This window comes from Chrysiogenia bacterium (assembly GCA_020434085.1).
In the GTDB taxonomy this organism is placed as follows: domain Bacteria; phylum JAGRBM01; class JAGRBM01; order JAGRBM01; family JAGRBM01; genus JAGRBM01.
On sequence record JAGRBM010000443.1, the window covers coordinates 1 to 3039 of the forward strand.

Genomic DNA, 3039 nt, shown 5'->3' on the forward strand with positions numbered 1-3039 from the left:
AAAGGCCTGCTCTCCCCCGCGCCCGGCCTTTCGCACCAGGTACTGGAAGTTGTAGTCGTCGGCGTACTGGTCGAGATCTTCGCAGCCCACGTTGGTCTGCCCGCGCGGGTGGCCGCCCAGCGGCACATGCACCACGGCGCTCACCAGGTGCGCCGGCAGCTTCACGCTCGAATTGTGGCGGCGCAGGTATTCGGTCGAGACCAGATGGTCGGTGGAGACAATCACCGGCCCGGTTGCGGCGAAGGCGCCCAGCGGTCCCTCGCCCATGGGCGTCGTGATGATCGCATTGCCCGAGACGTCGCAGGCAGTGACGTGGATGAAGGTCACGTCGGGACGAAGCGCCTTGAGCAGCCCGACTTTCTCTTCGGAGCCGAACGGATCGTCCATCGTGCGGAAGGCACCGGCCAGCTCGTTGTCCTCGGCCATGCTCGATCCCACCAGCGAATTGGTCGTAATGAACGGCAGCCGGAGCGCACCGGCCATCAGGCGCTGGGTCATGCTCAGGATGCTCCAGTGTTCGATCTCCACCTCGCCCGAGAGCCAGACCTTGTTCACCACCGGGTTGGGCGAGGGATAGGGCCAGATGTCGCCGGCGAAGGTCGTGATGGTCTTCTTCATGAACTTGCCGGCGAACATGCCGATCCAGGTCTCGCCCATGGAGATGTTCGAGATGGTCAGCTTCGAGTCCTTGCCCCAGTGCTGGCGCATCAGTTCGTGCGCCAGTCCGTAGGGCCGCGTGTGCGTGCTGGCCATGTGGAGGGTCTGCCCGGGCTGGACGAAGTTCGCCACGGCGTCGTGCAGGCTCATGCGCTTGTCGGCGCCAGCCTGCGGAAGGGGCACACGAAAGCGCCGCTCGAGAAGCTCTCGGTAGTCTGGATGCATCGTCGTTTTCCTTAGTGGCGTCGCGCCGGTCCGGATCACTTCCCCCGGGACTGCCCGCCGCGCGGGGCAGCTTAGTCCCCCTGCCCCCGGTCCCCAACTCTCACTCCCCAACGAGCGGGAGGACGAAATTGGCGAGCTGCTCGCGCTCGGTCCAGCCCGCCTTGTCGTAGAAGCGCCGCGCGTAGGCCTCGCTCTCGCGCCCGTTGAGCAGCCCCAACCGGAAGGCGCCCTTGCCGCGAGCGATGCGTTCGACCTCGTCCAGCAGGGCGTTGCCGATCCCCTCGCCCCGGTGAGCGGCCAGCACGAAGAGCTCGGAGACAAAGCCCTCGGGCCCTTCGAGCATCAGGTAAGGCAGCCAGTGGACGTTCACGTAGCCCACGACCCCCGCATCTTCATCCTCGTAGACCAGGGTGGTGTGGCTCCCGCCCTCGCCGCAGCGGGCGAGCCCCTCGACTACGCGGGCGTTGATCTGCCCTGGGGATGCCTCTGCGAGAAACGGCACCCAGTGGATCTCCCGCAGGATTTCCCCGATGGCGGCCGCATCCTGCGCCTGTGCGGCTCGAACCTTGCCCATGGCTGATTTCCTCCCGATTGCTTTCCCCCCGCGGGGATTTCGGTGGTATACTTCGCGCCTCAACCCGAGAGTATCCCGAATTGTGCGCCTGGAGGAGGAACTGCCCATGCGCCCGCGTGTTTCATTTATTGCCCTGCTGCTCGCCTGCCTTGCAGTCACGGCGTGTTCAACGCACCGCCTGCCCAAGGACATGAGCGAGGCCAAGCTCAAGGAAATCCGCGAGAAGCTTGCCACCGGCGACACTTTGCTGAGTTTCGCCCCCGTGGAGGGGACCGACCTCAAGCACGCGCAGGTCTTCGGCGTGGTGGACGCGCCCATCGACCGCGTCTGGAAGGTCGTTACCGATTACGACAACTACGACGACTTCATGACACTCGTCGAGGAGTCGCGCGTGAAGTGGACCCGCGGCAACGTGGCCAAGTTCGAGATGATCTTCGGCCTGACCGGCGTTCCCCAGCCGCGCTACAACATCACCGTGGCGATGGTGCACTACCCGGAGAAATACCGCATCGAGTGGGTCTACATCGAGGGCGACATCGTCGACACCTTCGGCTCGTGGACGCTCAAGCCCTTCGGCGAAAACCGCACCGAGGTGATCTACTCCATGTTCATGGATCTCTCGGGCACCCTCGTCGGCCCCTTTGCCCAGCTCGGCTCGGGCATGGCGCTGCCGGCGGCCATCGACGCCGTCCGCGACCAGGTCGAGGAAGAGCGCTACGACACCCTGGAGCTGCCCGAATACGCCCGGCCCGAAAAGCGCGCGCCGAGCCTCATCGACCGGGAATTTGCGGCCTTCGACTAGGCCGTTACCAATACTTTGCCTTGCGGCGCCCCAGCCGCTACACCCTTGAGCATCGATTTTGGGGATACGCCCGGACGCAATGACGCAGGAAAACTCGCCACAATCTCCGCCCTCCTGGCTCTCGGGGCTCGGGCTGGCCATCGCCGCGGGCGCCGTGACCGGCGCGTGGTGGCATGGGCCGCGTGCCGTGGCGGCGGCGCTTGTCGCTGCCCTCGGCGGCTACGTTGCGGGTTTCTACCTGGGCCGCCGCCGCGAGGCACATGCCGCGGCCGAGCAGCTCGTCAGTGAAGTCGAAGCCGCGCAGAGCCGCACCCTGGAATTCGCACGCGAGAAGGTGCGCGCCCGCGAGCAGGCCGCCGCCTCCCCGCTTCTCCACCCCACCGACAAGCAGCGCCTGATGGAATGGACGGCCGAGCCCATCGCACTGCTCGAAGAAGCCGACCGCGAACAACGCGTCACCGGTTTCAACCGCGCGCGCTCGTGCGCGGGCATGGGGCAGGTCAGCGCCTGGCGCCGCAGCATGGGCGCCCAGCACCCCGACGCCGACGCCCTTCTGGGCGCCATCGAAGAAGCCATCCAGCACGCCCTCATCGAGGTGGCCGAATACTTCAGCCCCGTCCTCGAAAGCGTCGGCAAAAAAGGCGGCACCACCATCGACGGTGACGCCAGCCGCCGGCGCATCTTTGAGATCCGCAAACAGACCCTCGGCGTGCTGAGCGAACTGCGCGCCCGGCTTTCCAACCTGCCGGTCACGACGCAGGAGAGCTTTGATTTCTGAGAG

General features: G+C 66.0%; 4 protein-coding genes. 2 read left to right on the forward strand and 2 right to left on the reverse strand.

The window, feature by feature from the left end:
* Together KDH09_15150 and KDH09_15155 are read right to left on the reverse strand one after the other, a co-directional pair.
* A partial coding sequence (locus KDH09_15150) for a hypothetical protein (protein ID MCB0221032.1) occupies positions 1-882 on the reverse strand: 882 nt, incomplete at its 3' end.
* 100 nt (positions 883-982) lie between these two features.
* A complete protein-coding gene (locus KDH09_15155) occupies positions 983-1456 on the reverse strand; it encodes a GNAT family N-acetyltransferase (GenBank protein ID MCB0221033.1) in 474 nt (157 codons plus the stop codon).
* Between the two features lie 106 nt (positions 1457-1562).
* On the opposite strand from KDH09_15155, the gene KDH09_15160 reads away from it, so the two are divergent.
* Positions 1563-2258 carry an SRPBCC family protein gene (locus KDH09_15160; protein ID MCB0221034.1) on the forward strand — a complete coding sequence of 232 codons (696 nt, stop codon included), beginning with the start codon at positions 1563-1565 and terminating at the stop codon, positions 2256-2258.
* Positions 2259-2337: 79 nt separating this feature from the next.
* Positions 2338-3036 carry a hypothetical protein gene (locus tag KDH09_15165; GenBank protein ID MCB0221035.1) on the forward strand — a complete coding sequence of 233 codons (699 nt, stop codon included), beginning with the start codon at positions 2338-2340 and terminating at the stop codon, positions 3034-3036.
* Positions 3037-3039: the final 3 nt, after the last annotated feature.